27 protein-coding genes are annotated in these 25,129 nt (G+C 43.0%); 14 read left to right on the plus strand and 13 right to left on the minus strand.

What is annotated here, in order from left to right; all coding sequences use genetic code 11:
• Window positions 1-393: 393 nt before the first annotated feature.
• From J0656_RS16770 to J0656_RS16795, 6 genes are all read right to left on the minus strand, one after another.
• Entirely contained in the window at window positions 394-849 is a 456-nt protein-coding gene (locus J0656_RS16770; protein ID WP_207035994.1) for a hypothetical protein, read from the minus strand.
• Between the two features lie 55 nt (window positions 850-904).
• Entirely contained in the window at window positions 905-2,122 is a 1,218-nt protein-coding gene (locus J0656_RS16775) for a permease (protein WP_207035996.1), read from the minus strand.
• A gap of 171 nt (window positions 2,123-2,293) precedes the next feature.
• Window positions 2,294-3,760 (minus strand): Gfo/Idh/MocA family protein, encoded by a 1,467-nt coding sequence (locus J0656_RS16780; protein ID WP_207035999.1) that lies wholly within the window; start codon window positions 3,758-3,760, stop codon window positions 2,294-2,296.
• Window positions 3,761-3,871: 111 nt separating this feature from the next.
• Window positions 3,872-4,738 carry an ATP-binding protein gene (locus tag J0656_RS16785; protein ID WP_207036001.1) on the minus strand — a complete coding sequence of 289 codons (867 nt, stop codon included), beginning with the start codon at window positions 4,736-4,738 and terminating at the stop codon, window positions 3,872-3,874.
• Between the two features lie 104 nt (window positions 4,739-4,842).
• On the minus strand, window positions 4,843-5,262 hold the full coding sequence (locus J0656_RS16790) for an AlbA family DNA-binding domain-containing protein (RefSeq protein WP_207036003.1): 420 nt from the start codon (window positions 5,260-5,262) through the stop codon (window positions 4,843-4,845).
• 263 nt (window positions 5,263-5,525) lie between these two features.
• On the minus strand, window positions 5,526-7,697 hold the full coding sequence (locus J0656_RS16795; RefSeq protein WP_207036005.1) for an endonuclease MutS2: 2,172 nt from the start codon (window positions 7,695-7,697) through the stop codon (window positions 5,526-5,528).
• A 240-nt stretch (window positions 7,698-7,937) separates the two neighbouring features.
• Between J0656_RS16795 and J0656_RS16800 the strand changes: the two genes are divergently transcribed.
• Window positions 7,938-8,603: a uracil-DNA glycosylase gene (locus J0656_RS16800; RefSeq protein WP_207036007.1), complete on the plus strand. Its 666-nt coding sequence runs from the start codon at window positions 7,938-7,940 to the stop codon at window positions 8,601-8,603.
• A 93-nt stretch (window positions 8,604-8,696) separates the two neighbouring features.
• On the opposite strand, the gene J0656_RS16805 is transcribed toward J0656_RS16800, so the two are convergent.
• The 5 genes from J0656_RS16805 to J0656_RS16825 all read right to left on the minus strand — a co-directional run bounded on the left by J0656_RS16805 (window position 8,697) and on the right by J0656_RS16825 (window position 12,866).
• Complete coding sequence (locus J0656_RS16805; protein ID WP_207036009.1) at window positions 8,697-9,545, minus strand: substrate-binding domain-containing protein; 849 nt, start codon at window positions 9,543-9,545, stop codon at window positions 8,697-8,699.
• 70 nt (window positions 9,546-9,615) lie between these two features.
• Window positions 9,616-10,503 (minus strand): nucleoside phosphorylase, encoded by an 888-nt coding sequence (locus J0656_RS16810; protein WP_207036011.1) that lies wholly within the window; start codon window positions 10,501-10,503, stop codon window positions 9,616-9,618.
• A gap of 3 nt (window positions 10,504-10,506) precedes the next feature.
• Window positions 10,507-11,439, minus strand: coding sequence for a DUF1835 domain-containing protein (locus J0656_RS16815; RefSeq protein WP_207036013.1), 933 nt, complete (start codon window positions 11,437-11,439; stop codon window positions 10,507-10,509).
• 144 nt (window positions 11,440-11,583) lie between these two features.
• Window positions 11,584-11,913: a translation initiation factor gene (locus J0656_RS16820; protein ID WP_207036015.1), complete on the minus strand. Its 330-nt coding sequence runs from the start codon at window positions 11,911-11,913 to the stop codon at window positions 11,584-11,586.
• Window positions 11,914-11,915: 2 nt separating this feature from the next.
• Window positions 11,916-12,866: an isopenicillin N synthase family dioxygenase gene (locus J0656_RS16825; protein WP_207036018.1), complete on the minus strand. Its 951-nt coding sequence runs from the start codon at window positions 12,864-12,866 to the stop codon at window positions 11,916-11,918.
• 111 nt (window positions 12,867-12,977) lie between these two features.
• Here J0656_RS16825 and J0656_RS16830 point away from each other — a divergent pair, with 111 nt between their 5' ends.
• The 7 genes from J0656_RS16830 (at window position 12,978) to J0656_RS16860 (ending at window position 19,678) form a co-directional block, all read left to right on the plus strand.
• Window positions 12,978-14,957, plus strand: coding sequence for an alpha-ketoacid dehydrogenase subunit alpha/beta (locus tag J0656_RS16830; RefSeq protein ID WP_207036020.1), 1,980 nt, complete (start codon window positions 12,978-12,980; stop codon window positions 14,955-14,957).
• 107 nt (window positions 14,958-15,064) lie between these two features.
• Window positions 15,065-15,550, plus strand: coding sequence for a lipocalin-like domain-containing protein (locus tag J0656_RS16835; RefSeq protein ID WP_108247318.1), 486 nt, complete (start codon window positions 15,065-15,067; stop codon window positions 15,548-15,550).
• Window positions 15,551-15,554: 4 nt separating this feature from the next.
• Window positions 15,555-16,247, plus strand: a complete 693-nt coding sequence (locus tag J0656_RS16840) for a YiaD family glycine zipper/OmpA-like lipoprotein (RefSeq protein ID WP_207036022.1) — start codon at window positions 15,555-15,557, stop codon at window positions 16,245-16,247.
• A gap of 162 nt (window positions 16,248-16,409) precedes the next feature.
• A complete protein-coding gene (locus J0656_RS16845; protein WP_207036024.1) occupies window positions 16,410-16,742 on the plus strand; it encodes a P-loop NTPase family protein in 333 nt (110 codons plus the stop codon).
• Between the two features lie 84 nt (window positions 16,743-16,826).
• Window positions 16,827-17,744 carry an EamA family transporter gene (locus J0656_RS16850; protein WP_207036026.1) on the plus strand — a complete coding sequence of 306 codons (918 nt, stop codon included), beginning with the start codon at window positions 16,827-16,829 and terminating at the stop codon, window positions 17,742-17,744.
• 68 nt (window positions 17,745-17,812) lie between these two features.
• Window positions 17,813-18,370 carry a DUF4251 domain-containing protein gene (locus J0656_RS16855; protein ID WP_207036028.1) on the plus strand — a complete coding sequence of 186 codons (558 nt, stop codon included), beginning with the start codon at window positions 17,813-17,815 and terminating at the stop codon, window positions 18,368-18,370.
• Window positions 18,371-18,490: 120 nt separating this feature from the next.
• The gene (locus J0656_RS16860) at window positions 18,491-19,678 is read left to right on the plus strand and encodes a PQQ-dependent sugar dehydrogenase (RefSeq protein WP_207036030.1); all 1,188 of its coding nucleotides are present in this window, start codon (window positions 18,491-18,493) and stop codon (window positions 19,676-19,678) included.
• Between the two features lie 8 nt (window positions 19,679-19,686).
• Here the strand turns inward: J0656_RS16860 and J0656_RS16865 are convergent, their stop codons facing one another.
• Window positions 19,687-19,974 carry a hypothetical protein gene (locus tag J0656_RS16865; protein ID WP_207036031.1) on the minus strand — a complete coding sequence of 96 codons (288 nt, stop codon included), beginning with the start codon at window positions 19,972-19,974 and terminating at the stop codon, window positions 19,687-19,689.
• A gap of 488 nt (window positions 19,975-20,462) precedes the next feature.
• On the opposite strand from J0656_RS16865, the gene J0656_RS16870 reads away from it, so the two are divergent.
• The 6 genes from J0656_RS16870 (at window position 20,463) to J0656_RS16895 (ending at window position 24,274) form a co-directional block, all read left to right on the plus strand.
• Window positions 20,463-21,197, plus strand: a complete 735-nt coding sequence (locus J0656_RS16870; RefSeq protein ID WP_207036033.1) for a cysteine hydrolase family protein — start codon at window positions 20,463-20,465, stop codon at window positions 21,195-21,197.
• A gap of 210 nt (window positions 21,198-21,407) precedes the next feature.
• Entirely contained in the window at window positions 21,408-21,953 is a 546-nt protein-coding gene (locus J0656_RS16875; RefSeq protein ID WP_207036036.1) for a carboxymuconolactone decarboxylase family protein, read from the plus strand.
• Between the two features lie 28 nt (window positions 21,954-21,981).
• Window positions 21,982-22,449 (plus strand): YHS domain-containing (seleno)protein, encoded by a 468-nt coding sequence (locus tag J0656_RS16880; RefSeq protein ID WP_207036038.1) that lies wholly within the window; start codon window positions 21,982-21,984, stop codon window positions 22,447-22,449.
• A 67-nt stretch (window positions 22,450-22,516) separates the two neighbouring features.
• Window positions 22,517-22,933, plus strand: a complete 417-nt coding sequence (locus J0656_RS16885) for a nuclear transport factor 2 family protein (RefSeq protein WP_207036040.1) — start codon at window positions 22,517-22,519, stop codon at window positions 22,931-22,933.
• Window positions 22,934-23,002: 69 nt separating this feature from the next.
• Window positions 23,003-23,887, plus strand: coding sequence for a helix-turn-helix domain-containing protein (locus tag J0656_RS16890; RefSeq protein ID WP_207036042.1), 885 nt, complete (start codon window positions 23,003-23,005; stop codon window positions 23,885-23,887).
• A 9-nt stretch (window positions 23,888-23,896) separates the two neighbouring features.
• A complete protein-coding gene (locus J0656_RS16895) occupies window positions 23,897-24,274 on the plus strand; it encodes a DUF302 domain-containing protein (RefSeq protein ID WP_207036043.1) in 378 nt (125 codons plus the stop codon).
• Window positions 24,275-24,491: 217 nt separating this feature from the next.
• Here the strand turns inward: J0656_RS16895 and J0656_RS16900 are convergent, their stop codons facing one another.
• On the minus strand, window positions 24,492-25,115 hold the full coding sequence (locus tag J0656_RS16900) for a class I SAM-dependent methyltransferase (RefSeq protein WP_207036045.1): 624 nt from the start codon (window positions 25,113-25,115) through the stop codon (window positions 24,492-24,494).
• Window positions 25,116-25,129: the final 14 nt, after the last annotated feature.

The following is a 25,129-nucleotide window of genomic DNA, read 5'->3' on the forward strand; positions in this document are numbered from 1 at the left end:
ACATTGTTTTTTGTCATTTCGAACCAAGCTCTTCGAGTGTGAGAAATCTCTCATGTTTGGGTTTCTTAATCGTCGCTTGGCTCCTCATATCGAAATGGCCATGATACGGTTTTTGTCATTCCACTCGGATACTGAGCGTAGTCGAAGTAAGTTGCGGAATCCATTGTGGTTTTGGATTCCTGTTCTCGCAGGAATGATATCGACATAGTTGATTGCACAAATTGATACCATGTCATGTCGAGCGCAGTCGAGACATCTATTTTCTAGATTTCTCAATTGTCGCTTTGCTCCTCATGTCGAAATGACCCTAATACGGTTTTTGTCATTCCACTTGGATACTGGACGTAGTCGAAGTAAGTTGCGGAATCTATTTTGGTTTTGGAACTGTTCGTTTTAGTTGTTGGTTGACATAAAACCATACTTATCCCAATTATTTGGAAATTCATTGGTTATTTCTAGTTTGTTTGAAGTGATTGTAGGTTTCACCCTTATTATTTGTACCGTGTCTGTTATAACAACTTTATGAGTACTCCGCATATTTACCACGTCAAGATGCCTGATATTAAAAACATGATTGCCATTTTCGAGTTGTATTATGACAAAGTCCTTGGCTTTTAATTGCCCCAGATTTTTATCATCTAGTACGATGTTGAGTCTAGCGGTGTTGTCACCCGTGTGAAGAATATTTGCATCATTGTAAATCAAAACTCTTCCATTGCCCAAGCTTTCCGAAGAAATATCCTCTTTTTCCATTCTCAATAGGGCGTGTTCACTTGAAATTGGCTTTAATGCGCAAGAAGATGAAATCAGCATCAGAGCAAATAAGATGGTAGGTCGGGTTGGTTTCATGAGGTTGAATTTTGTCTTTGATTGATAAAGATAAGAAGATGGTTTCTTTCCGACATTAAACGGAAAACTTCAAAACAATCCCAACGGCCAACCATACATAGCAAACCATTGCTATCCATTTCAATGTTTTTTCCATCAACGGACTTTTTGGAGCCATTTCCTTGTGGTGTTTCACACTTTTCCATTTATAAAAACCAAAGTAGACCATCAATCCGGACAGTGCCACAAAAGCCAAATTCAAGAAAAAGGTATAATCAATAGAGAAATGCTTTTTTTCCGTGATGCCCTTATCCGTTCCCTGTGGAATCAAACTGAATAAATCAAATCCATAATGGAGCAACAGTGATGTGGCAATCAAGGAGGTAAACAACAGAAATAAGATAAAGAGCGACATTTTCCATCCGTAATATTTCGCGTTGATACGCAACACAGGAAAAACGACCAAATCACTAAAAATAAAGGCCATGACACCTGCAAAGCTCACGCCTTTGCCATACAACAGCGCGGCTAGGGGTATGTTGCCCATGGACCCGATAAACGTTAAAAATGCAGCAACGGGACCAACGATTACATGTTCCAATAGTGTAAAAAAACCAAAGGATTGTTGACCTTCTCCCGTATTGATAAAGAGTGTCTGAAAAAAGGAATCGGGAACAAAAGCGGCAACAATTCCTGCGATGGTGAAACCTACGGTGACATCTTTCCAGACCATTTTCCATTCCATACCATATTGTTTGCCCACTTTGGCCCAATTTTCATGTGATTTGATTTTTTCAGACAAGGATTTTTTATCCGCATGGTCTTCATTGGATTCATCGAGTCGTTTCCGCGCGTTCTCAATCATTTTTTTTGGATTGATGATGCGTATCAGGAGCCAACTGAACAAAATCAATAATACTCCACCGACATATTCACCGACTACGAACTGCCACCCCAAAAAGATGGATATTATGATTCCCAGTTCGATGACCAGGTTTGTGGATGCCAGTAAAAATGCAATGGAAGAAACAAAGCTGGCCCCTTTTTTAAACAATGATTTGGAGGTGGCGAGCGCAGAAAAACTACAGGAACTGCTGATAAACCCAAAAAAGGTTCCCAGCAGTACGCTTTTCCTTCCTTTGTCGCCCATCATGTTCTGCATTCTTTTTTCCGTGACGAAGACTTGGATCATCGAGCTTATCAGATAACCCAATGCAAATGCCCATAATGCCATCCAAAAAAAGCCAAGACTTGTATAGGCGGCTTCTCCCCATTCATTCAAAAACTGATTCATGTAACATGGTATTTGATGTTTTAACTATAAAAAGTGAGCTCCTATAAGTTCAGGGATTTTTGGGCCAATTCAAAATAATCTATTAGTCAACTTTCTGGATGACTTGTCTTTGGGATGATAAACTAAAAAAGGCCGCGTGTTGGCGGCCTTTTTAATAATTGTGTATTTGGTTTATACATCTTGCATTTCCCAACCTTCACGGTAGGTACGGGTAACAAACTGGTTGGCATCATCAAAATTGGTGATTTCCATGTTGTCGCCGTCCCAAAGCAATTTTTTACGGCCATAAAATTCCATATTGCCCTCGGCATTTTCCTTGCGCAACATATAACTGCGTATCGCCAAGTTGCCCATGAGTACGGTTTCCGTCATAGGTCCGGCATAGTCAAAGGAAGATGTAAGGTCTAGGTGTTCGGTACTTCCGAAACCGGCTTTACAGGCATCTACCCATTTACGTTGGTGACCGTATTCAGGCTCTGGCATTTCCTCTACCTCTGGTCCAAATTCAGTGACACCATTGCTCATGTATAATTTCGGAGTCAAAGGTGAGCTGTCATTAATATTTGTTGAGATAACTCCATGCTCTCCATGGATCAATACCCCATTTTGACTTCCTGGCCCTCCGATATCGCTATCCGCAGGTATGATCTCTGGGTGCGAAGGTCGGATTCCGCCATCGCTCCAAGTCATGGTCAACGGAGCCCCGGTCTTGTCGGTAGCTTCGTAGTTCAATGTAATAAAGGATGATGGTGGACAGCCTTCCGGATGGTAATCAGGGTTCCACATTTGGGAGAATACGGTACCTACGCTACATTCGGCCGCGGTTGGATACTTAAGTTTCAGGGTTCGGTAAGGAATGTCTATCAAGTGGCATCCTACATCGCCCAAAGCTCCGGTTCCATAATCCCACCAACCTCTCCAGTTGAACGGATGCAGGTTCGGTGTATACGGTTTCATGGGGGCTGGGCCTAACCATAGGTCCCAGTTCAAATCGTTCGGTTTGCTGGAGGGGTCCGGTTCTGGCATTGCATTACCTTGTGGCCAAACAGGACGGTTGGTCCAAATTTCGACTTTTGTGATTCTGCCCAATGCTCCGGAATCCACCCATTTTTGCACCATGCCCAATAACGGGTTGGACGCTCCTTGGTTACCCATTTGGGTCACTATTTTTTTATCACGGGCCATTTGAGTGAGCATACGTGCCTCTCGGATATTGTGCGTCATCGGTTTTTGTACATACACATGCTTGCCACGTTGCATGGCATAAGCTGCAGCCGGACCGTGAACGTGGTCGGGCGTACTGATGGTAACCGCATCGATATCCTTCATGGTATCGAGCATCTCGCGATAATCGCTAAAGAGCTTTGCCTTGGGAAAACGCTCTACCGACCTCTTGGCCGACCCGGAAAAATCGACATCACAAAGGGCCACTACATTTTCACGCCCATTAACGGAGGCGTTGGCAATATCGCTAGCTCCTTTGCCACCGGCACCAATGGCAGCGATGTTCAAACGGTCGCTGGGGGCCAAAAAGCCCGGACCGCCCAGCACATGGCGGGGCACAATAAAAATACTGGACGCCAGCGCAGTGTTTTTAACAAAATTTCTTCTGCTTTGGGAATTGGTTGTTTTTTTCATTTTTTCGTTATACGATGTTTAGTTTCTAATTGCTAAACAAGATAGGAAAAAATGAACTGAACGCTCGGAGGGATTTTGTGATATGTGTAAAATGGGGAGGGTTTGTTGGTATTATTTTTTCTTTTTCCAAGCCACTATTTTATTGCCAGTTTTGCTCATTACTGGTTCTATTAGATCCTTATCTCTTAAGTCGTAGAAATGCCTTTTCATAACATTCTCAGACTTTATACCAGTAATTTCCCTTGCCTGTCTATTCTTGATTTTTTCATTCACTTCTAAATATTCCATTATCCTTTCTTCTGGGGAGGCCAATGAAGTATGAGCAATAATTACCTTAATGTAATTTCCGTCTTCAACTATTTTTGGTGGTTCAAGCCGAAACTCCTCCATTCTTTGAAAAGCTGTGTTCAAACCTTCTCCCATATCCTTGTTAGCTGGGTTTTTATATTTGTTCAATACGCGAACTAACTTTGAATTTCGGGAAAATCGTGCATCAAGAATATTATCAATTGTAACATATCCAGGTAGTTTTCCAGGGCTTTTAATCTCAATCCTGTTATTGAAAACCAAAACTTGAATATCGTCTGAAATTGAGTAATCCCTGTGAATAAAAGCGTTCACCAAAATTTCCCAAATAGTTTCAGGTGGGTATTTCACCTTTTCTAACCCTTTAGGACCCATTACCTGTACAGCCTCCATCATTTCAGTGATTATTCTAGATGCATTTTTGATTTGTTCATTTAAGCATCCTTCGACTGAATACTGATCTTTTAGGTGTGTTCTTTCCAGAATTTCTCCCGATGTTTCATACCTGTTGATTTTAATACCACATCTTTTTGGAAGCAAAGGAATGGGGTTATCACTAAATAATAAAATCTCAGCAGTACGAGGGTCATATGATTTTCTGTCGACTAAATTTTGATTAACAGTAAAGTCAATTGAATCCGATTGTGGAGAATAGTCTGCAAGAAAACTCACAATTTCTTTTGATTCAAAAATGTCTTCTGCAGTCGCAGAATTAACTATTGAGTCTTCATATGATGATTCCCCTTTCGCATAAGATATAAGATAATGCTTGGATTTTAGCGAGGTCTTTTAAAGGAAGAGACTGGGCTGATTTTTCGCACATAAACCGTATTATTGGCTGTTTTATGTACAGATTCACTTTTTTCAATGGTAATTCTCAGCGCAAATCTTCCTTTTTCATCCTTTAGGAATTTATAGTTATGTGGAATAGTCGGTGAGAGTTGTGTTAAGTTTTGAAACACAAAGTTGAAAGATTCGATATTTTCAATTCCCTGCCAACCCTTTAAAAAATCAACTTCTTCTTTCTTGTCTCGAATTCCAATGATAAATTCTCCACCGTCAGCATTAGCGAAAGCAACTGCGATTTTCTGAATTTTACCACCCTTTATTACAAACGCTTTATTATCATAGAAATGACTTTCTTGCCTATTTGAGAGTTCCGCAATTTCCATATTTGAAACAATTCTTTCTTTCATGTTATTTTAAATTAATGCCAACGATTAAGCTAGATATTATTTCACTGACTTTTAGCGATATCCATTGAACCCCTTTTCAGCATAAATACTAAATTTCGCAGAAAACTTCTTCAGAAAAAATAGGCTAACCCACTGACTTATTAGGAGTTATCAACACTAAAAATGATGGCAGCGTGTCATTTCGAAAGCATGTGAGAAATCTAAAGTTGGCAAAGGAATTTCTCAATCGTCGGTGCCCTCCTCATTTCGAAATGACAACCGGATTACTTTTTGGCTTCCACCAATTCCAATTGGTCCACGCTCACATTTGTTGTGAACATCCCGTAGTTGACCACCGCTTTGCCTTTTTCCAGTGTATCGATGCTGCCTACGGCCTTACCATCCATCAAACGGACACGGTCACCGATTTTAAAAACAGGTCTGGGTTTGTTCTTTTCGGCCTGGATTTCCTTTTTCTTTTGGATTTTCTTCTCGACCCGTACCTTTTTGATTTTCTGCTCCAGCTCTTCGGCCACCTGTTTCTTCTCTTCCTGTTTGGCCTTGGCCTTTTTGACAGTGGTCTTTTTGCGTTTGCTGTTCTCGGTTTCCACAATACGCAGCATCTCGGAGATCAAAGGACGCTTTTTCTTGTCCATGAAGTATTTTTCCGCAGCGGTATTCACCTTGTTGCCCAATTGGATCATACGCTGGTTGTGGTCGTACATTTCTTGGTAGCTCTCCAGTTTGGATTTGATCTTGGAATTCAGTTGTTCCAAACGTTCATTTTCCTCACGGGCCTTGTTTTCTTCTTCCTTAAGTTTGGAGCCGGTCTCCACCATTTTGCTGCGCTCTTTTTGCAGCTTGGCAATTGTGGCGTCAAAACGGACCTTTCCACGTTCAATCTTTTTCTTGGCCTTATTGATCAAGGAGTAGGGGATGCCGTTCTTTTGGGCCACCTCAAACGTAAAGGAACTTCCCGCTTCGCCCAATACCAATTGAAAGGTGGGTTCCAGCGTTTTGGAATTGAACAGCATGTTGGCGTTGGTAGCATGTGGCAATTCATTGGCCAAAGCCTTCAAATTGGCATAGTGCGTTGTGATGACCCCATAAGCCTCACGCTCGTAGAACACTTCCAAGAAAGCTTCGGCCAGGGCACCTCCCAATTCGGGGTCGCTTCCCGTTCCAAATTCATCGATCAAGAACAATGTTTTGTCGTTGCACTTTTTAAGAAAGTGGTTCATGTTCTTTAACCGATAACTATATGTACTTAAATGATTTTCAATGGATTGATTATCTCCAATGTCCGTCAAAATCTTATCAAAAAAGCAAACCGAACTGCGCTCGTGCACAGGAATCAACATACCGCTTTGAAGCATTATTTGAAGCAAGCCTATTGTCTTCAACGTGATACTTTTACCCCCTGCATTGGGTCCCGAAATCACAATAATTCGGTTCTCCCTATGCAGTTTTATGGTCTGTGGCCACGTCTTTTCGTTCTTTCGCTTGTTGGATAAATAGAGTAGTGGGTGAAAGGCATCGCGAAGGTACATCTTGCGCTCCTCATTGATTTCCGGCAATAGACCGTTCATCTCGTTGGCATACCGTGCCTTTGCCGCCGTAATATCGGTTTCGGCCAAATACGTTTGATACGCCTTCATTACTTCCAAGTAAGGACGGATTTGGTCCGTCAACTTGTTCAAAATACGTTGTACCTCTTCTTTCTCGTCAAATTCCAGATTGCTCAACTCTCTGGTGTAGGCCAGCGTAGCTTCCGGCACAATGTAAACGATACTTCCAGTCTTGGATGTGCCCATCACGGTGCCCTTCACTTTTTTGCGGTGCATGGCCTTAACGGCCAAAACCCGACGGTTTTCAACTACGGATTCACGGATTTCATCCAAAAAATCAGACGATTGATAACGCCCCAATGCAGCACTAAAGCTCTGGTTTATCTTGCTACGTACTTCGTTGATTTGACTCCTGATGTACCGAAGTTCATCCGAAGCGGAATCCTTGATTTCCCCAAACTTATCGATCACATCATCAATGGCATCGGGAATTTCAGGATGTAGCTCCAAAGCATCCACTTTATTAAAAAGTAACGGATAATATTCCTTAAACTTTTTGAAGAATTTATGGTGAATGGCAACAGTCTTGCAAATGCTGCCAATTTTGCGAAAACCGCTAATTTCCAAAGTGCTGTTGTCAATTTTGAGCAGTCCCAGCTCACTATTGATGTGGTCGAAACCGTGATTGGGAATACGGTTATCGTTGGAAAACGAAGCCAGATACTCCGAAGTCTGTCCCAAAACATCCATCAACTCATCTTTGTGGCGGTATGGTTGAATGGACAATGCCTTTTCCTTTCCCAGCTCCGTATTGCATCGTGCAGCAATCTGCGTCAATACGGTTGGAAACTCTAGGTCTTGAAGTGTTTTGGGGTGAATGTTTCGCATCTTTCTCAAATAGCAAGGCAAATATAGGATTTTGAAGTGTCTTTTGAGTGCCACCCGTTTAGTAAAAACACTCCACTTTGTTTACTTTTGATTCATGCTTGATGAATACCCTACAATTGAGTTAAAATGAGGAACGACAATACCATAATCTACATAATCGCAGGGATTGTTCTGCTTCATTTTGTTGCGGGCATCGGGTATCTGATCTACAAACTGACCAAAAAGAAGTAAAGTCGACGCATGGAAGTAACTATTGAGCCAAGCTGGAAAGCACAGTTGAACAATGAATTTGAAAAACCCTATTTCCAACAATTGGCCGCTTTTGTGAAGCGGGAATATCAACAGCATACCTGTTACCCCAAAGGAGCGGATATTTTTTCGGCGTTCGACCATTGCCCATTTCATGAGACCAAAGTGGTAATTATTGGACAAGATCCGTACCACGGCCCGAACCAGGCCAACGGATTGTGCTTTTCCGTAAAAGATGGGATTCCACATCCACCATCGTTGGTCAATATTTTTAAGGAAATCAAAACTGATGTTGAAAAGCCATATCCCAAAAGTGGAAACTTGGAACGTTGGGCAGACCAAGGCGTACTCTTGTTGAACGCGACGCTGACGGTTCGGGCGCATCAGGCCGGGAGCCACCAGAAAAAGGGTTGGGAGCAGTTTACCGATGCGGTAATCCAAACAGTTTCCAACGAATTGGAAGGTGTGGTTTTTTTACTTTGGGGCGGATTCGCCAAGAAGAAATCATCTTTGATAGATAAAACCAGACACCATATTCTTACTTCTGGGCATCCTTCACCCTTGAGTGCCAATCGAGGCCTGTGGTTTGGCAATCAGCATTTCAGTAAAACAAATGATTTGTTGAACCGTATGGGTAAAGAGTCTATTGATTGGTAAATGGGTCACCTCGAGCGCAGTCGAGAGGTATATTGGCGAAATAATGACTGAGTTGATTGGTCTCGACTGCGCTCGACTTGACATCTATTTATTTTATTTCCAAAGGAATTCTGAAGCATCCTTGACTTCATCCACCAGATTAAGGTCGTGCAATCTAGATTGGACCTCGTTCACGGTTGCTGAGGAAAGTTGTTCCTGTCCCCAAGTAGTTTTGGATAGCCATGCTTTTATGTCCTCTAGTTTTTGTTCATATCTATTGGACAGGGTTCTGTCAATACTTGGAATTTGTTTGAATTCCGAGGTATATGTATTAATGACTTCCAAAACATGTTTGAGCACGCCTTCACTATGCTGAATAAATGCATCCGAAGCAGCAATCACAAAACAAGGCCACGGGGTAGGGCAGTCGCCCACTCTTTTAAAAGTGCCGTTGTCTACCAAAGGCTTTGTAGTGAAATGCTCCCACATAAAATAGGCATCGGAACCGCTGGTGAGGCTTTCTATGGCGCCATCCAAATTATTGATGATCTCAAATTCCAGCTTTTCGGTATTCCATCCTTGGTTTTGCGCATTAACGTAGGCCATTAAGTGGCTTCCACTTCCCATTCGGCTAATGGCAACTTTATCGTTCTTAAGATCAGAAATAGACTTGCGGCTACTTTTGGCATCCACATGAATGCCCCAAAGCAGCGGAGAAGAAATGAATCCCTGAACAATTTTACTGGGATTGCCCTGTGATATGCTTTTGATAATGCCCTCGGTAAGAATTATGCCCATATCGGCTTCTTCATCCTGCAGCATTTGTGTCATTTTACCTGTTCCCTCAGGAACATCGGTCCATTCCAATTGAATGCCCCTGTCTTCAAAAGCACCGTCTTCCATGGCCAGATGCCAAGGGAGGTTAAAATGTTCTGGGACACCAATAATTTTTACGGTCTTCATAGGGCTTGTTGCTTTGTGGTACTAAAATTATGATTCCGTTCGGTATCCATCAAAAAAAGTAGCCTTAAAATTATATAAGGTCACTATTTGCGATAGCGTTTAAAGTGTACTTAATGAGTTCTTCGACCGTTTTATGTCCCTGTTCGGAAAACTCTCCGGTGGCCCTATTAGCCAATATCGCATTGAGCGAAACTGCTCTGTGTCCTAGGAGTTTGGCAAGACCATAAATGCCGGCGGTTTCCATTTCAAGATTCGTTATCCTTGCATTTTGATAGGAAAACCGGGCCAACTTGTCGTTAAAATCCTGAATGGATGGCGCTAATCTCAATGTTCTTCCTTGTGGTCCATAAAAACCTGAATTTGTTATTGTTACGCCATATCGTATACGATTTGATTCAAAAATTTCGGCTAATGACTCGTCAAAATCGACAACGTAGGGATGTATGTTGTGGTTTTCCCAACCCAAATAGGATATAAGGGCGGATTCGACCGCATGGTTCGTAACGTGTCCATGCTCATAAAAATGAAGCAAGTTGTCAAAACCTATTGCGGAGCTGCTCATCAAAAACGAATCAACTGGAATATCCGGTTGTATGGAACCGGATGTACCAATCCGTATAAAACTGAGCTGTTTTTTTTCTGTTTTAACCTTTCGGGAAGCAAAGTCAATGTTTATGAGGGCGTCCAATTCATTAAAAACAATGTCGATATTGTCCGTTCCGATGCCTGTTGAAATGACAGTTATTCGTTTGTTGCTATAAATACCTGTATGAGTGATGAACTCGCGCTTTCCTTTCTTTATTTCGACGGAATCAAAGTGCTTGGAAACCTCGGATACGCGCTCAGGGTCACCTACGGTGATAATGATATCGGCAATATCCTCTGGAAGAAGGTTGAGATGGTAAATGCTCCCATCAGCATTCAGAATCAGCTCTGAACTGCTCAGTGAAGCTTTCATCTATTACAATTTCAGGATTCGTTCGGTGTCGGTATTGTATAAGAAGCTATACTTTAAAGAACCCCCCAAATACATTTGATTATCACGTATTTGCGAATAATAATTAGCCTCTTGTTTTAAAACATGTAATCCTTTTTTGGTCAATTTGACAGGGTCAAAAGAACTGAACAAAGGTTTTAACGAGGAAATCATTCTGTCGTATTGCGTGTCCCCAAAACCATAAAATCCTTGGTTGGCCAATAGCTTACCCATTAATTCATTTCTGGAATTGGGCTTTTCTTCTTTGGCCACTTCCAAAATATGGTTCTCTAGGTCGTTCAGGCCATTCTTAATGGTGGGGTAGCGCTTTAAATGCGTTTTAAGAGCGTCTGAAAGATATTCGAACTGGAAATCGTTATTGGCAATCTGATTTTCCAAACGGATGGGATTATCACTGCAATACAATTGCCAAATGTAATCCGCGTATTCGATATCATCCTGAGAAAGGAGTTTTTTGTTGTCGTAAAGTTCCAGTAGTTTTTCGTCGTTGAGCTCATTTAGGCCGTAAAGCTTATTGGAGCCTTCAACTTTGCCGCTACATACCAAGTAGATTTCGGCATGTCTTCTGTGTGTTTTGAGCCAACTAAGTACGGCCAGCATGTTTATTTGGCAAAAAAGGTCATATTCGAACCATAGCACTATCTGGTCCTGTTGTTTGTGGTTGCAAAGTGACCTGTATTCTTTCAGGGTTTTTTCTATGAACCAAGATTTGGAGACTTTATAATTTTTGTTCAGGAACTCAAACCTTGTTTTCCAGAAAGATTCGCTCCCCACGGAAGAGAGGGTTTTGCCTTCGCAAAGCATTTCTCTCCATGTAATTACGTCTCCTTTTAATTGTAAGGACTGTAATCTGGACGTGAAACTGTCTCCGTTGGTTATGTGCAACAGTGATTTCATTTTCAGCTCAGTTTTCGTTGGTTAGGATGAATAAAAGTAAGGTTTAAAGCAAGAACACAAAAATTTTTTCACAAAACATTGCTCTTAAGGTCAAGTTTTTAACATCAATTAAAATCTGAATCGATTTTTTGTTAAATTTTTATATTATCCACCAACACGCTTTACGGAAAATCCATTTTCCTTTAGGAAGTCCATAATTTTATCGCGATAATCCCCTTGAATAATGATCGCTTCGTTCTTAAAACTGCCGCCAACTCCCAAGAGAGTTTTCAAGTCTTTGGTCAGTTTTTTAAAATCACTATCGGCGCCATTGTACCCCTCAAGAACGGTTACTGGTTTTCCCTTCCGCTTCTCGTATTTACAGATAATGGGGTCATCTTGTAGCCAGTATGAGGGTTCGTTTTTATCATTGTCCGGTTCGTCTTCCGGTTCGTGGTCGGGAAATAGATTCTTTAGTTGGTCTTGCAGGTCCATCTTTATTTTTTTACGAGTCCTAGCTCAATAAGTCTTTCGTGCAGGTATTCGCCGGCAGTAATGTCCTCAAATGCCTTGGGATTGTCCTCATCGGTACAGTTTTCAAGGCAATCCAAGGGCATATCGCTTACCGGGTGCATAAAGAACGGAATGGAATAACGTGATGTGCCCCAAAGTTCTTTTGGCGGGTTCACTACCTGGTGAATAGTGGATTTTAATTTATTGTTGGATAATCGGGACAGCATATCGCCGACATTGATCATTAATTGGTCGGGTTGGGCAATGGCGTCCACCCAGTTGCCTTGGTGATCCTTTACTTGGAGTCCTTTTCCGTGTGCGCCCATGAGCAATGTAATCAAGTTAATATCGCCATGGGCGGCAGCACGAACAGCATTTTTAGGTTCTTCTGTAATGGGTGGATAGTGAATGGGCCTTAAAATCGAGTTTCCGTTTTTAATGTAGTCATCAAAATAGGTTTCTTCAAGGTCCAGGTGCAATGCCAAGGCCCGAAGCACATATTTAGCGGTTTTCTCCAACATTTTGTAGGTTTCCTCTCCAACACGATTAAAATCGGGCAGTTCCTCAACGGTAACATTATCAGGATATTCGGCCTCTAATTTTGGATTGTCATCGATATATTGGCCAAAATGCCAAAATTCTTTCAAATCCCCTTCTTTTTTGCCTTTGGCGTGTTCCTTTCCAAAAGAAGTGTATCCACGCTGTCCGCCAATACCTTCAATTTCATATTTATCTTTCACCTCTTGTGGAAGGTTGAAGAACTTTTTTATTTCCGAATACAGGTCGTCCACCAATTCATCGGATAAAAAATGTCCGCTTAGTGCCACAAAGCCAATATCCTCAAAAGCAGCACCTATTTCATTGACAAATTTTTCTTTTCGTTTTGGGTCGCCCGAAACAAAGTCTTTCAGGTCCACACTTGGAATCGCACTCATATTGTCATCTTTGATATAAAATCAAAAATAAGGAAATAAGCTGAAGGTTTTTGAATTTTAAAGCGTTTTGAAGGGCTTTTTACTACTTTTAGCCAACAGAATTTTTACGATATGAGGTATCATGTTGGCAGCTTGGAACGTGAAAAGTTGCTGGAGTTGTACAGAGGCATGTTGAAGCCAAGGATGATAGAGGAAAAAATGTTGATTCTTCTTCGGCAGGGCAAAATTTCCAAGTGGTTCAGTGGAATTGGGCAAGAAGCTATTTCTGTCGGCGTTACACAAGCGCTCAAGGAAAGTGAGTTCATTCTCCCCATGCACCGGAATCTTGGGGTTTTTACTTCCAGGAACATCCCATTGAACCGTCTTTTTGCCCAGTGGCAAGGAAAACAGAGCGGGTTTACCCAAGGTAGGGACCGTAGTTTTCACTTTGGGACCCAAGAATATAAAATAATAGGTATGATTTCGCATCTAGGCCCGCAATTGGGGGTGGCTGACGGAATCGCCTTGGCGGATATGTTGCGCCGAAAAAAACGTGTAACCGCTGTGTTTACTGGTGAAGGAGCCACTAGTGAAGGGGATTTTCATGAAGCTTTGAACGTAGCTTCGGTATGGAACCTTCCGGTATTGTTCTGTATAGAAAATAACGGGTATGGGCTATCCACACCAACCAATGAACAATATAAATGCGAACATTTGGCGGACCGCGCTAAAGGCTACGGCATGGAGTCCCGAATAATTGATGGTAATAATATTTTGGAAGTGTACACCAAAGTGGATGAATTGTGCAGGGCCATACGCAAACGTCCAAGGCCTGTGTTGCTCGAGTTCAAGACTTTTCGGATGCGAGGGCACGAAGAAGCGAGTGGCACCAAATATGTTCCCGATAAGTTGATGAAGGAATGGGGCAAAAAAGACCCTATTTCCAATTATGAACATTTTCTGTTGACGGAAGGAGTGCTGACCCAAGAATATATCGAGAACCTCAAAGAAGAAATTACAGAGGAAATCAACGCTAACTTGCAGTTAGCTTTTGATGAGAATGCGGTTGAGTGTGTCGAAAGCAAAGAGTTAAAAGAGGTGTATTTTGATTTTGATTATCAGCGTATTGACCCAAAATCAAACTCAAAAGAAAATATACGTTTTGTAGATGCCATCTCCCAAGGTTTGGAACAATCCATGTATCGTCACAACGAACTCATCATTATGGGACAAGACGTGGCTGATTATGGCGGAGTTTTCAAGATTACTGAAGGTTTTGTGCCCAAATTTGGTAAGAGCCGGGTGCGGAATACACCCATTTGTGAATCGGCCATTGTCTCCACGGCTATGGGACTATCCATCAATGGCATGAAAGCGGTCGTTGAAATGCAGTTCGCTGATTTTGTGAGCTCCGGGTTCAATCCTATCGTCAATTATTTGGCCAAAGTGCATTATCGCTGGAACGAGAAAGCCGATGTTGTTATACGAATGCCTTGTGGGGGCGGTGTAGGGGCGGGGCCGTTCCATTCCCAGACCAACGAGGCTTGGTTTACCAAAACCCCAGGTTTAAAAGTCGTATACCCAGCATTTCCAGATGATGCAAAAGGGTTATTGAACACGGCCATCAACGACCCAAACCCGGTACTGTTTTTTGAGCACAAGGGGCTGTACCGAAGCGTAAAAGGAGACGTCCCTACCGATTACTACACCTTACCTTTTGGCAAGGCCAAATTATTGATGAAAGGAGCGGCCTTGACCGTGGTCTCTTATGGTGCAGGCGTGCACTGGGCGTTGGAAATTTTGGAAAAGCATCCAGAGATTGATGCGGATGTGCTGGATTTGAGAACCCTTCAGCCGCTGGATGCCGAATCCATTTACAACTCGGTCAAAAAAACGGGCAAATTGATCATATTGCAAGAAGATACTTTGTTCGGAGGTATTGCCAGCGATATTTCGGGCATGGTCATGGAGAATTGTTTTGAATATTTGGATGCTCCCGTCAAAAGGGTGGGCAGTTTGGAAACACCTGTTCCATTTGCAAAATCACTTGAAACAAACTATTTGCCCAAAAGTCGGTTCGAAGCAGAGTTAATTGAACTGTATCAATATTAATATGGTCTTTATCCCATTTAAAACAAGTGGATTAGCCATTTTTTTCATAATTTAACAACTATAATACGTCCCCAAACGTATATTCTTAAACATTAACTTAATTACCTATGATGAAAAGATCACTCTTATTGATTACAGTGGTGGGACTTTTGCTCTCATCATGTTCGGTTTCCAAAAGTGCTAGAACACAGCGAGATTTGTTCAGCGGAACTTGGAATTTGGACAATGTTTACTACCAAAACGCTTCCGGAAACTTTAAATCCACCATCTTCAACGATGCAGAAGATATCTGCTTTGAGGATAGTGAGTGGTTTTTTAGGGACAATAACAGTACTGGACGCTACACTATAGCTCCAAGCTCGCTCTGTCAAGGAGGCGACCGTTTTTTTAGATGGTCCGTTGTGGAGCCGGAACAAAATTACCAGAGTCAATTGCAGTTCAAGTTTATTGACGAGAACCGAAAGGATATCTCCGGCGGTTACGGATACCGTTTGAACATTGTCAGTTTGTCCGAACAGTCCATGACCCTTAACTCCAATGTATCGGTTGACGGTCAGAGTGTGACCATTGTTTACGAATTCTCAAAAAAATAATTACATGAAAAATATTGTATTGAAAGGAGCAACTGCTTTTTTAGCATTGACCATGATTATTAGCTGTGATGCTGTCAAAAACGCGAACAACACCCAAAAAGGTGCCGCAATCGGTGCCGGTGGTGGTGCCGTTATCGGTGGTGTTATCGGTAACAATGTAGGTAAAGGAAATACTGCACTAGGTGCTATTATTGGTGCCGTGGTAGGTGGTGCTGCTGGTGGCTACATTGGTAACCGCATGGACAGACAGGCAGAAAAAATTGAACAGGAAATCCCAGGTGCCGAAGTGCAAAGGGTAGGTGAAGGTATAAACGTTACCTTTAGTGGAGAAAATGGTGTTTATTTTGACACCAATAAGGCTGATATCAAAGGTGCTTCTGCTACTACTTTGGATAAATTGGCAGGAATCTTTAAGGAATACCCAAAAACCAACATCTTGGTCGAAGGTCATACCGATTCCGATGGCGCTGCAGAGTACAACATGAGCCTTTCTCAGCGTAGAGCTCAGTCGGTAACCAGTTATTTGGTATCCAAAGGAATTTCCAGCGGACGTTTTACCACTAAATGGTATGGTGAAGAACAACCTATCGAAAGCAACGAAACAGCTGCCGGTAAAGCCGCCAACCGACGAGTGGAGTTGGCCATTATAGCCAGTGACGAACTTAAGGAAGAAGCTAAAGAACAGACTGGAAATTAAAAGTCTTTTTCCTCTTAAGCACAAGGCCCGGATAAAACCGGGCTTTTTTTATGACCAGATGTTAAATAAACTATTAAATGTGGGTTAAGCCCATCAACTTTTGAAGGAAATGTTTTAACTTAATAGTGGACAACACGTTACACCATTAAAACCTTGTATGCCATGCAACAGATATCCCCAAATACCATTGAACATAAGCAGGAACTTCTTGTAAGGGTAGAAAGAAACGAACGTATGGTGCAGAGACTATCGGAAAAGTTGAATTCCTATACCTATGAGCCCAAATGCCCACAGCGGTTCGAAAAGTTTTACGAGCTCAACAGGCATATTCAAGAGTTTAGGAAGCATCAAAACAGGTTGTTGTCCAAAATAAGAAATCAACAGATAGATTTGCCGGAAACGGATACCCATGAGATTGAATCCCATCTGGCACGTTTTAAAAAATTGGAAAGCGAGTTTGCAGCGTATCTATTCGACCTTAAAAAACCTTTGTAGCTCTTTTTTACCTTAAAATTTCAACAAATCCCTTTTCACCGAATATTCATGCGTAATATTGCAGGACATTAAAATTGTCCTGTTATGGCAAAATCCTCAAACTCTGTACTTGTCATCCTGGCATTTTTCGCCATCTATTTTATATGGGGTTCAACCTATTTGTTGAACAAGATTGCCGTTATGGAGCTTGAGCCGTTCATGTTGGCGAGCTGTAGGTTCACCGTGGCAGGACTCTGTATTTTTATCTTGGCCAAGATCATGGGCATCTCCCTCCGAATCACTAAAAAACAGCTTATAAACTCTGTATTGGCAGGCATCCTTTTCCTTAGCGTTGGCAATGGATTGGTGGTTTGGGCATTGCGGTATGTGGACACAGGCTTCGCGGCCCTCGAAATTTCTTCCCAACCGCTGATCATCCTGTTGATGATGCGCATACTCCAAGGGAAAAAAATACAGCCCATGTCCGTAGTGGGAGTGTTTTTTGGGATTGTGGGCATCTACTTGCTGGTAAGTCAAAAACAGATTATAGCCCAAGAAGAATCCATCGTGGGAATGGCAATGATTTTCTTTTGTATGCTCTGCTGGGCCTATGCAAGCCTTTTTGTGGCGAAAGCCGACCTGCCTACCAATTACTTTGTAAATACGGGCTACCAAATGTTCTTTGCAGGCCTTATTTTAAGTTTGATGAGCCTTGGGTTTGGAGAAGAATGGTCGTCACCATTGGCTTGGAGCGGCGATGTACAGATTTCGATGCTGTTGCTCATATTTTTTGGAAGCATCTTGGCGTTCACCTCGTTCAACTATCTGCTCAAGACCGTTTCTCCTGAAAAGGTGGCAACGTCCACTTATGTGAACCCCATTGTAGCCTTGCTATTGGGCTGGTATTTTTTGGACGAACAGATTACCCTTCAATCTATTCTGGCGGCGGCCATATTGTTGACCGGGGTCTATTTCATCAACACCAAAAAGACCTTGGCCATTTTTGAGCGCTTTAAACGTTAAGACTCCGTTATTTATCTCGGAATTGGTTTGGCTTTTTCGTATTTTAAGTCGAATTAATTTTAAACCAAATGAAATCTATTGTAAAATTTGGAGCTTATCTTTTGCTTTTAGTGTCCGTAGCCTGTGCATCTAGCAAAAACCAGGCATCTCCGGAAGCAATCGCTGCTTTGGATAAAATGATTGCCGATCAGCAATTTGAAATCGATGCCAATTGGGCCCAACCCATGGCCAGTCAAGGATTGAACAGCATTGCCAATGCAGGCCTTTTGCCTTTTGGCAGTACCGCCAGCCGTATAGATATTAGTGGGTCTGGTGGTTACTTGAGAATGGTGGGTGACAGTGTTAAGGCAGATTTACCCTTTTTCGGGGAGCGCCGTATGGGCGGATATTACAATCAGAACAAGACCGGAATACTATTTGAGGGCATACCCAAAGACCTTTCTTTTTCTCCCAATAAAAAGGATTCCGGAAAAACCATGCGGTTCAATATTAGCGGAGATACCGAGAATTATCAGGTCATCGCACAGCTCTATCCCAACGGAAACGCTCGACTTACGGTATCCAGTAGCCACCGCACCAACATTTGGTATCAGGGCAACCTTTCCGAGTATAAAAAGAAAGAATAGGTAGGGGAGACCATCAAAATCTTGTTGGGCTTTCTGCCATTGGCTCGGGATATCTTTCCACTTTCCATCATTTTGTTATAGCTTTATTGATTCAGAAACTAAAACATCTAAACTAATAAAATGAAAATGTACACTTTGACCCAACGGTCAATATTTATGTTGATGCTCTTGACGGCTTTTGTGGCCTGTAAGGAAAACAAAAAAAGCCAAGAGGAATCGACCCAAGAAGAAGTAGCGGAAAATACCGAAACCACCACCGATTTGCCATTGGACCGCCTTAATCTGCCCGATGGTTTTAGCATAGATGTATATGCGGAAAATATTGAAGGGGCACGTTCCATGGCCATGGGGTCCGATGGCACCCTTTTCGTGGGCACCCGTAACGAAGGAAAGGTATATGCCCTTAAAGATACGGATGGTGACTACAAGGTTGATAAAACCTACACCATTGCATCCGATTTGGAGCAGCCCAACGGTGTTGCCTTCAAAGATGGAGCCCTCTATGTGGCAGCGGTGAGCAAAATGTTCAAGTATTCGGATATTGAGTCGAAGTTGGAAGACCCAAAGGAGCCAGAACTGGTCTACGATGACTATCCAACAGAGTTCCACCACGGCTGGAAATACATTGCCTTTGGACCTGATGACAAACTCTACGTGCCTGTTGGCGCTCCCTGTAATATTTGTGATAGTGCTACTGTGGATAAGCGATATGCCTCCATCACCCGAATGGATTTGGATGGCAGTAACCGTGAAATCGTGGCCAACGGGGTACGAAACACCGTAGGATTCACTTGGCACCCAGAGACAAAGGAACTTTGGTTTACAGATAATAACAGGGATATGATGGGGGATGATACACCTCCGGGAGAGTTGAACAAATTGACCGAGGTAGGTCAACACTTTGGATATCCGTTCTGCCATGGCGGAACCGTGAAAGATCCCGAATACGGGGATCAACGTCCCTGTTCAGATTTTGTGCCACCAGTACAGACATTACAGGCTCACGTAGCAGCTTTGGGCGTTAAGTTTGGGCAAGGCCCTATGTTTCCGGAGCAATATACCGGACAGGCATTTTTGGCGGAGCATGGTTCTTGGAACCGTTCCAAAAAAGTGGGCTACAGGATAAGCATGGTAAAACTGGAAAACGGCGAGCCCGTAAGCTACGAGCCTTTTATAGATGGTTGGTTGGACGAAGAATCGCAAGAGGCTTTCGGTAGGCCAGTAGACCTACTTTTTCTTAAAGATGGTTCGTTGTTGATTTCCGATGACGAGGGCAACGCTATTTACAGGGTCACTTACAAAGGATAACCTTTTTTTTAAGATAACGATTCAAGGTACTTGGGGATGGGCAATTGTTCCATTTTCCAAGTACTTTTTTTTTGGTCCTTATCGGTGACCTCAACAAAATAATAATGGGGCACCCTGCTTTTATTGGGATGAATGTGCTCTACCGAAAACGTACTTTCCTCGTGCGTAAACACGTATTCCGTGGTCTCACCCTCGGCAGACTCCCTTATTTCACCATTTTCAAGGATTAGGTTAGGCTTGGTGAGGATACCGTTGCGCTTGTTCCAGCACAGGTAGCGGATTTCGCCGTTGCGCAAACGATCTATTCGTATAATGTACTGCCCATCTCCGATATAGGCTAAAATGCGTTCAATATTGGGGTCTCTCCAAAAAATGGCTAAGTAGGTTTAAGTAGGTTTGGAGTGTGTAGGAACGTTTTAAAAACTGAGGTATTGTTTTAACACCTGTATTTTCTGGTGAACTCGGCGCCTAGAAGCCAACCTACCATAAAAATGATGAATCCCAATACCACTAAACAAAAAATCTATAAGGCGTTTATCGTTTCAAGCGTAGTCATACTCTTATTTTTTTACCAAACTACACAATAGGCAATAATTCTACGTACTCAATTGACGAATGCCCCTTTTGAATTGAGGAATGGCCGTTTTGAACCAACGGATTTTATTTTGCACTGCAAAAAGAAAAATTATCCATTCAGTGGCGAACTCCGTCCATTTTTTCACCCATGCCATTGCCGCAACTTTGTTCCATCAAAATTTAAGTTTAATCAGTTAAAAAGAATATCATGAAAAATTTGATACGAACAGTATCCCTGTTCTTGATTACCGTAACGGGCATATATGCCCAATTGCCAGAACCAGGTTTTATTATTGACGGAACAACCGCCATTGTGATCACCGATCCGCAAAACGATTTCCTTAGCCCTGATGGCGTGGCTTGGGGTGCCGTGGGACAAAGTGTCCAAGAGAACAACACCATTGAAAATTTGGAGACCATTTTTAAGTTGGGCGAACAGTACAACATTCCTGTGTTTGTTTCCCCACACTACTACTACGAGCACGATCATGTGTGGAAATTTGAGGGCACCCTTGAAAAATTGATGCACAACATCAGCATGTTCGACCGTGGGGAACAATTGAATGTAAAAGGTTTTGAAGGTTCGGGAGCCGATTGGTTGCCCCGCTACAAAAAATACATCAATAAAGATAGGGTAGTGGTGACCAGCCCGCACAAAGTATTTGGCTCCGAATCCAACGATTTGGCCCTACAGTTACGTAAACAAGGGGTGGACAAAGTGATCTTGGCAGGAATGTCAGGGAACCTGTGTGCCGAATCTCACATGAGGGAATTGGTGGAAAACGGTTTTGAAGTCGCCGTGGTCGGTGACGCTACCGCTTCTGCCATATTGCCTGGATTAGATGGCAACCAAGCTGCCCAGACCAACTATAAAATGATTTCCAGCCGTGTATTCAGCACCGATGAATTGGTAAAAGAATTGAAAATGCATCCAATCAAATAAACGTCAGTGAGCGTGATGTTGCAGTGGAGTGATGAGGGGTCCAACCATAGGTTCGGCCCTTCTTTTTTGTTGATAATCAGTATGGTATTTCGCAATGGGGAAAATTGTCCAAGGAGTTGCGGCATCTGTCCATTTTATCCGAACACCCATCATCGCACCTTTGTAATGTCAATAATGACAAACCATTTATTCATTAAAAAACAGAAAGTTATGACACGTTTACAAGCATTAGATCCAAAAGTAGCCACTGGAAGATCAAAAGAATTATTCGACGGCATCCAAGCCAAATTGGGAATGGTTCCCAACATGATGAAGACCATGGGGAACTCCCCAGCCGTTTTGGAAGGGTACCTCAACTTGAGCGATGCTCTGGGCAAGGGATCTTTGGGCGGAAAATTGGGCGAATTGTTGGCCTTGTCCGTTGCAGAGTCCAACGCCTGTAACTATTGCCTATCCGCGCACTCTTTTATCGGTGAAAAATTGGTAGGCATCGATACTGATACGCTTCAAGCGGCACGAGAAGGCATCAACGCCGACCCAAAAGTGGCCGCAGCACTTCAGTTTGCGAAAACCTTGATTAACAAAAACGGTCGTGTTTCCTCCGAAGATGTGGAAGCCGTAAAAGCCGCTGGCTATACCGATGGTGCCGTGGGCGAGATCGTGGCGCACGTAGCCTTGAACATTTTGACCAATTATTTCAACAATACCGCCAACACCGATATCGATTTCCCAGTAGTGGAAGTGGCTACGGTTTAATCAATCAATAATCTTAAAATCAAAACAAATGAAAACGTTCAGAAATTTATTTCTTTTTGGAATTGCATTGTTTGCCGCCATCAGCGTGCAGGCACAAACCCCTCCGGTAGATGATGATGGTCTGGCCGTTGGTGGGTACGATGTGGTTTCCTATTTTTCGGGAAAAGCAACACACGGAAGCAAAAGTTATGCAGTGAAGCATAACGGAGCTACCTATTACTTTGCCAACAAGGCGAACCAAAGTGCCTTTAAAAAATCGCCAAACAGTTATTTGCCTCAGTTTGATGGCTATTGCGCTTGGGGCGTAGGGGCCAAGGAAGCCAAATTTCCTATCAACCCAGAAACTTACACCGTGATCGATGGTAAACTGTACCTGTTCTTTAACGGACCGTTCAACGGGGAGCTTTTCAATACCTACGAAGATTGGGGGCAACGCACCACGGAGCTCAAAACGGCAGCACATGCCAATTGGCCCACGGTCAAAAACAGCAAGTAGTTTTAATTAGCTGATAGGGTAGGGCCCGCCATAGGTTCCTGCCCTTTTTCATCCAAAAAACATGATCATGGAAACAGAAAAAAAATATCCATTGCCCCCTTTTACTGAAGAAACTGCCCGCGACAAGGTACAATTGGCCGAAGATGCTTGGAACAGCCAAGACCCTGAAAAGGTAAGCAAAGCATATACCATTGACACCGAATGGCGCAACCGTTCGCAGTTTATCAACGGGCGTGAGGAGGTGGTTGCCTTTTTGACGGAGAAGTGGCAAAAAGAAAAAAATTACAAATTGAGAAAGGAACTATGGGCCTTTACCGACAACAAGATTGCAGTTCGGTTTGAATACGAATACCAAAATGCCGAAGGAGCGTGGATTCGCGCATATGGAAACGAGAATTGGGAGTTCAACGCGCATGGGCTTATGCAAAAGCGCTATGCCAGCATCAACGACCTGCCGATAGCCGAATCGGAGAGAAGACTTTAATTACGGATTTCAGACATCAGACTTCTGATAACTGACAACTGCCTACTGAAAACTGATAACTAAACACATATGGACATCTACAACACCAACACGCTCATCGACGAACAAACGGGAAACCTGGCCTTTAAACTCTCCGAATTTGAGAGCAGCTGTCAGTTTTGCGACACGCACCGTTTAAATTACTATTCCTTGATCTGGATAAAAAAGGGGAGGGGCACCGCCCAAGTGGACTTTTCGGAGTACACGTTTACGCCAAACACCCTAATTGCCGTAACGCCCTATCAGCCTTTTGCGTTCACCGAGGAAGAACCGTTGGAGGGCGTGGTGTTGAATTTTCATCCCGATTTTTTCTGCATCCACAAGCACCACGAACAGGTAGCCTGCAATGGGGTGCTGTTCAACAATATTTACAGCCCGCCCATGCTCTGTGTTACCGTCGATATGGCCCAAAGTTTTGAACTGGTGCTGGAGCAGATGTATGCCGAAGTGCAAAAATCGGAACTGGCGCAGTACGAGCTGTTGGTCTCTTATCTTAAAATATTCTTGATCACGGCCTCCCGTGCCAAGGCCAAGCAACAGCCCGAAGCCTTGGAGGGCACTCCTGAGGAAAAGGAGCCCTTTATCCTCCAAAAGCTCAAAAACCTGATAGAGACGCACTACAAGACCATGCACTCCGCTGGGGAGTATGCCGATTTGCTGAACATTAGCCCCAAGGCGCTGGCCAAGATGACCAAGAACCATTTTAACAAGACCATGACCAACCTGATCAGCGAACGGATCATTATAGAGGCCAAGCGCGAGCTGTACCTCACCAACAAAACGGTAAAGGAGATTGCCTACGACCTCGGGTATGACGATGAGCACTACTTTAGCCGATTTTTTAAGAACAATGCGGACATTTCGCCCAAAACCTATCGCGAAACGGTGGGCTTTGCCCGTGCCGCCATGGCCTAACCTATACCTATGAAAGCCCATGTGATCCACCAGACCCTGCCCGTGCCCTTTGGGCAGTTGTACGGCGCTTTAAAAAAACGCATTGCGGACCACGGCTTTTTGCTCCTGCACGAAATAGACACCCAGGCCATTGTGGCCAAACATGGGGTATGCATAGCGCCCTTGCGGCAATTGCTCTTTTTTCACCCGAAATATATTGCGGAGATCATGGCGAACGATCCTTTGGCCATAAACGATATTCCCCTAAAACTGGTACTTCACCAATTGGATGAGACCACCACTCAACTGAGCTTTAAAAACCCTGTGGATAGCTTACAGGATTATGGTTTAAAGCCCGAAATGGCAGCCGAGTTGTTAAAGCGGGTGCAGGGCATACTTTCTTTTTAAGGACGGTTGGATTATTGGATTTATTGGAATGTTGTAGAAAGCCTTTTAGAGATTTCTTTGTGATTATGTTCAACTCCGTAATCGTCTACGTGTTAATATTTTAATATATTTATCTGTAGTATGATATAAATAACGCCTATTCAACAATACAATTTATCTGAATAAGTCCAATAAGGATCTGACAGATATTCAGCATACACGAAACAGTATAGCTTAGCTATTGCTTTTTACCGAAAAAACGAATTACCGACCCGGTACCAATATGGCCCTCGCCCTCATTGAGCGCTACCGTTGTTTTTTTGAGTTCCAGAATTTCGTAATCTGTAAAACTGGTTTCCAGCTCTTCCAAGGAAAACAGGTAATCCACATTGTTTGGTCCGCCTACACTGGGGTTTTGCTGCTTGTAAGCGAGATGGTCTTTACTAAAGGCTTCAAAAATTAGGTGCCCGCCTTTTTTTAAGTAACTGCTCAACATTCTAAGATATTCTGGGCGAATGGTGGGAGGGAAGTGGGCATAGACCAACGCCAGCGCATCGAATTCCTTCTCCTTAAAACCTAAATCTGGCAAATCGCCCAATTTATAATCTATGGAAACCTTTTTATCCTCCGCTAATTTCAAAGCTTTTTGTTGACCTGCCTCGCTGATATCAAAAGCGGACACCTTCCAGCCCAATTGTGCGGCGTACACAGCATTTCTGCCTTCTCCCTCGGCGGCAAAAAGAATGGAGCCCGCAGGAATATGCTGAAGTTTGTCCTTTAAATAGTTATTAGGTTCTGTACCGTAGGCGTATTCCGTTTGTCCAAACTTGGTGTTCCACATGTTGAGCCAATCGCTTGCCATATACTTTCAGATTA

It is taken from the genome of Flagellimonas aurea (genome assembly GCF_017313785.1).
GTDB lineage: Bacteria > Bacteroidota > Bacteroidia > Flavobacteriales > Flavobacteriaceae > Flagellimonas > Flagellimonas aurea.

What these genes read in the sequence shown, in the direction of transcription:
- J0656_RS16770 (WP_207035994.1), bottom strand. Translation starts at nt 849, where the DNA reads ATGAAACCAACCCGACCTACCATCTTATTTGCTCTGATGCTGATTTCA.
- J0656_RS16775 (WP_207035996.1), bottom strand. Translation starts at nt 2,122, where the DNA reads ATGAATCAGTTTTTGAATGAATGGGGAGAAGCCGCCTATACAAGTCTT.
- J0656_RS16780 (WP_207035999.1), bottom strand. Translation starts at nt 3,760, where the DNA reads ATGAAAAAAACAACCAATTCCCAAAGCAGAAGAAATTTTGTTAAAAAC.
- J0656_RS16790 (WP_207036003.1), bottom strand. Translation starts at nt 5,262, where the DNA reads ATGAAAGAAAGAATTGTTTCAAATATGGAAATTGCGGAACTCTCAAAT.
- J0656_RS16795 (WP_207036005.1), bottom strand. Translation starts at nt 7,697, where the DNA reads ATGCGAAACATTCACCCCAAAACACTTCAAGACCTAGAGTTTCCAACC.
- J0656_RS16800 (WP_207036007.1), top strand. Translation starts at nt 7,938, where the DNA reads ATGGAAGTAACTATTGAGCCAAGCTGGAAAGCACAGTTGAACAATGAA.
- J0656_RS16805 (WP_207036009.1), bottom strand. Translation starts at nt 9,545, where the DNA reads ATGAAGACCGTAAAAATTATTGGTGTCCCAGAACATTTTAACCTCCCT.
- J0656_RS16810 (WP_207036011.1), bottom strand. Translation starts at nt 10,503, where the DNA reads ATGAAAGCTTCACTGAGCAGTTCAGAGCTGATTCTGAATGCTGATGGG.
- J0656_RS16815 (WP_207036013.1), bottom strand. Translation starts at nt 11,439, where the DNA reads ATGAAATCACTGTTGCACATAACCAACGGAGACAGTTTCACGTCCAGA.
- J0656_RS16820 (WP_207036015.1), bottom strand. Translation starts at nt 11,913, where the DNA reads ATGGACCTGCAAGACCAACTAAAGAATCTATTTCCCGACCACGAACCG.
- J0656_RS16825 (WP_207036018.1), bottom strand. Translation starts at nt 12,866, where the DNA reads ATGAGTGCGATTCCAAGTGTGGACCTGAAAGACTTTGTTTCGGGCGAC.
- J0656_RS16830 (WP_207036020.1), top strand. Translation starts at nt 12,978, where the DNA reads ATGAGGTATCATGTTGGCAGCTTGGAACGTGAAAAGTTGCTGGAGTTG.
- J0656_RS16835 (WP_108247318.1), top strand. Translation starts at nt 15,065, where the DNA reads ATGATGAAAAGATCACTCTTATTGATTACAGTGGTGGGACTTTTGCTC.
- J0656_RS16840 (WP_207036022.1), top strand. Translation starts at nt 15,555, where the DNA reads ATGAAAAATATTGTATTGAAAGGAGCAACTGCTTTTTTAGCATTGACC.
- J0656_RS16845 (WP_207036024.1), top strand. Translation starts at nt 16,410, where the DNA reads ATGCAACAGATATCCCCAAATACCATTGAACATAAGCAGGAACTTCTT.
- J0656_RS16850 (WP_207036026.1), top strand. Translation starts at nt 16,827, where the DNA reads ATGGCAAAATCCTCAAACTCTGTACTTGTCATCCTGGCATTTTTCGCC.
- J0656_RS16855 (WP_207036028.1), top strand. Translation starts at nt 17,813, where the DNA reads ATGAAATCTATTGTAAAATTTGGAGCTTATCTTTTGCTTTTAGTGTCC.
- J0656_RS16860 (WP_207036030.1), top strand. Translation starts at nt 18,491, where the DNA reads ATGAAAATGTACACTTTGACCCAACGGTCAATATTTATGTTGATGCTC.
- J0656_RS16870 (WP_207036033.1), top strand. Translation starts at nt 20,463, where the DNA reads ATGAAAAATTTGATACGAACAGTATCCCTGTTCTTGATTACCGTAACG.
- J0656_RS16875 (WP_207036036.1), top strand. Translation starts at nt 21,408, where the DNA reads ATGACACGTTTACAAGCATTAGATCCAAAAGTAGCCACTGGAAGATCA.
- J0656_RS16880 (WP_207036038.1), top strand. Translation starts at nt 21,982, where the DNA reads ATGAAAACGTTCAGAAATTTATTTCTTTTTGGAATTGCATTGTTTGCC.
- J0656_RS16885 (WP_207036040.1), top strand. Translation starts at nt 22,517, where the DNA reads ATGGAAACAGAAAAAAAATATCCATTGCCCCCTTTTACTGAAGAAACT.
- J0656_RS16890 (WP_207036042.1), top strand. Translation starts at nt 23,003, where the DNA reads ATGGACATCTACAACACCAACACGCTCATCGACGAACAAACGGGAAAC.
- J0656_RS16895 (WP_207036043.1), top strand. Translation starts at nt 23,897, where the DNA reads ATGAAAGCCCATGTGATCCACCAGACCCTGCCCGTGCCCTTTGGGCAG.
- J0656_RS16900 (WP_207036045.1), bottom strand. Translation starts at nt 25,115, where the DNA reads ATGGCAAGCGATTGGCTCAACATGTGGAACACCAAGTTTGGACAAACG.